We start from the raw sequence: 2,611 nt of genomic DNA on the forward strand, positions 1-2,611 counted from the left end.
GGGGCGGAGGATTTCTGGCTCATCTTCACTCCTTGGCGGTTACGGTGAGCCAGAAATCCTCCGCTTCTCAACCCGCCTCAGATGTCTCATGGACCCTGACGCCGGACAGGCGGTGATGTCCTTCCGCAGCTCGGCGACGAAGTTGGAGAGGTGCGTCCTCTCTGCGACGGCGAGGACGTCCGCCTGTGTCTCGTCGTTTTTCTTGCGTAGCACGCCCTCGAGACGCTTCGCGGCGGCGGCCGTGGCTGCGAGCGCGGGCACTTCCTCGAGCAGCTTGGCGACGGAGGTCCGGTCAGGCCGCGACAGGGTCCTGGACACGGCCATCAGCAGCCGCGCCACGCGCCGGCCCGAGGGCGGTCGCCATGGCTTGCCGTCGGCGGTCCGGGGCGCCCGGGTTCTATTCCGCTCCGTCCTTCGGCGCTCCGTTGCCCAGCTGCGGACGATGGCGTCGCGGCCTGAGAAGCCCAGCGCCGCCAGTTCCCGCCACAGCCGGGCGGCGTTGTGGCGTCCCTCGGTCCAGCGGCGCTCCAGATGATCACAGTAGGGGTCAAGCACGCTGCCACGCCGCGGCTGCCGCCAGAATGGCATGGCGCCGGCGCGGAGCCACTGCCGCAGCGTCTTGCGGTCGGCGCCAAGCTGGCGGGAGATCGCGCTCAGCGAGGCACCGGCCGCGTGCAGCCGTGCTGCTTCTTCGAACCGGCCCTGACGCCGCGCGCGTGCCGCGGCGCTCGGGCGCCATGCAGCGCCTGGCCGGGCGCCGACAGCCGCGGGTGAACTGCTGGGCACCCCAGGCTGCTGCATCACCTCCCGGGCGATCCGGCGCGCCCCCGCATGGTGGCGTTCGGCCGCGGCATGCACGGCGTCGCCGAGGTTACGCAGCAGGTGCCAGCGGTCCGTGACCTCCACGGCATCGGGTGCACCCTGCCGGACGCCGTCGGCGTAGACGCCGGCCCGGTCGCGGGCGACCACCGCGATACCAGGGTTCGCCTTCAGCCACGCCGCCAGGCTCTCGGCGCTGCGGTCCGGCAGCAGGTCGACAACCCGGTCGCGCTCGAGGTCGGCCAGCACCGTCCCGTAGCGGCGGCCGCGGCGCCAAGCCCATTCGTCGACCGCCAGCACCCGCACCAGCGACCTCGACTGCGGAGCAGCGCCAGTGCGGCGCGCCATCCGCAGCAGGGTGTCGGCGCTGACCGGCATGGCCAGGCGCGCCGCCAAGCGCGAGCCGACCTCGCCGCCGGCGGCGAGGCCCAGATGCCGCTGGAGGTCGTCCAGCCGCCCTGTCCGCCGCGCGGCAGGAGGCGCGCTGTTGGCCAGCCGCTCGGCGAAGGTCAGGCGTGGGCACTCCGGCTCCACGCAGCGGAAGCGCCGTGCCTGCACGCGCAGCCGGACCGGCTGCCCCTGCCAGGGCAGATCGTTGAGGATGCGGTCGTACCGGCTGTGGACGCGCCAGGATGGCTTGTCGCAGGCCGGACAGGCAGCCCAGGGCTCACGCGGTGCGACGACGATGGTGAGGAGTTCGGGGGAAGGCAGGATCTGCTGAACCAGCAGCCCTGCTGGAATGAGAGAAAGAAGATGCTTCGTCAACAATCAGACTTCAGAGGAAAGGAACGTACCTCTGTGATGTGCTCCCTCCGCCCCGGAACGACGACCCGCAGCACGGGAAATGCGGAAGAGCTAGGATTTCACTCAGCCGCTACAAATGTGCTGGGTCGGTCGGAAGCAGTGGGCTTGCGGACGATGTTATGGATAGCGCTACAGATGACGCGAAGGGTATCGGCTACCGCCGGGTCGAGGTTCTGACGGGACCTGGCCGGCGGCGGAGTTGGTCGGACGACGAGAAGGCTCGGATCGACGCCGAGACGGCAGAGCCCGGCGCGAGGGTGACGGATGTTGCCCGCCGTTGGCAGGTGAGCCCACAGCAGGTCTTCGACTGGTGCCGGCAAGCGCGGAAGGCGCTGTCGGAGGCCACTGCGCCGGCAGGGCCGGGTTTCGTGCCAGTCGTGGCCGAACCGTCGCGCGCATTTCCTGAAGCAGCGACGACAGGGGCGCGCCAGCCACCGCCGATCGAGGTGAACCTGGCGGGCGCGGTGCTGCGCATCGCGCCCGGGACCGACGAGGCCCTGCTGACGACGGTGCTGAGCGCGGTCCGGATCTCTGCGGCATGATCGCGCTGCCCGCCGGCGTGCGGATCCTTCTGGCGACCAGGCCGGTGGACCTCCGCCGTGGCGCGCACGCCTTGGCCGCGTTGGCGGCGGCCGAGCTGGGCACCGATCCGTTCTCGAGCGTGGTGCTGGTGTTCCGCTCGAAGCGATCCGACCGTGTGAAGATCCTGACCTGGGACGACAGCGGCCTGGTGCTGTCTTCGAGCGGATCGCCGCGCGCGGCCGGGCGGCAGTGGTCGCGGGGCGGCTGCTCGTCGCCGAGGGTCGGGTGGAGTGCGAGGTCGTGCAGGCCGAGATGCCGACATGGTCTATGCCTTGATTTCGACCCAACTATCCATTGGTAATTACCCACCCCCTCTGACTTCTGCGGCGTAGCGGTCAGGCCGTGACAGTCGTCAGGATGGTGCCAAAGACGCTGGTGTTCGGCGCGAGGCGGGCGGTGTCGACCA

The 2,611-nt window shown here is 70.4% G+C and carries 3 protein-coding genes; 2 read left to right on the forward strand and 1 reads right to left on the reverse strand.

Annotated features, from left to right (window positions below; all coding sequences use genetic code 11):
- Window positions 1-39: 39 nt before the first annotated feature.
- The gene (locus E2C06_RS36060) at window positions 40-1,584 is read right to left on the reverse strand and encodes an ISL3 family transposase (protein WP_165982909.1); all 1,545 of its coding nucleotides are present in this window, start codon (window positions 1,582-1,584) and stop codon (window positions 40-42) included.
- Window positions 1,585-1,742: 158 nt separating this feature from the next.
- Here E2C06_RS36060 and tnpA point away from each other — a divergent pair, with 158 nt between their 5' ends.
- Both tnpA and tnpB read left to right on the forward strand, forming a co-directional pair.
- A complete protein-coding gene (gene tnpA / locus E2C06_RS36065; RefSeq protein ID WP_133293334.1) occupies window positions 1,743-2,165 on the forward strand; it encodes an IS66-like element accessory protein TnpA in 423 nt (140 codons plus the stop codon).
- Window positions 2,162-2,506 (forward strand): IS66 family insertion sequence element accessory protein TnpB, encoded by a 345-nt coding sequence (gene tnpB, locus E2C06_RS36070; RefSeq protein ID WP_133293335.1) that lies wholly within the window; start codon window positions 2,162-2,164, stop codon window positions 2,504-2,506. Before tnpA ends, tnpB begins: the two co-directional genes overlap by 4 nt.
- Window positions 2,507-2,611 lie beyond the last annotated feature (105 nt).

It is taken from the genome of Dankookia rubra (assembly GCF_004355005.1).
GTDB lineage: Bacteria > Pseudomonadota > Alphaproteobacteria > Acetobacterales > Acetobacteraceae > Paracraurococcus > Paracraurococcus ruber_A.

Coding starts and splice junctions, on each gene's coding strand:
- tnpB (WP_133293335.1), top strand. CDS start 2,162: ATGATCGCGCTGCCCGCCGGCGTGCGGATCCTTCTGGCGACCAGGCCG.
- tnpA (WP_133293334.1), top strand. CDS start 1,743: ATGGATAGCGCTACAGATGACGCGAAGGGTATCGGCTACCGCCGGGTC.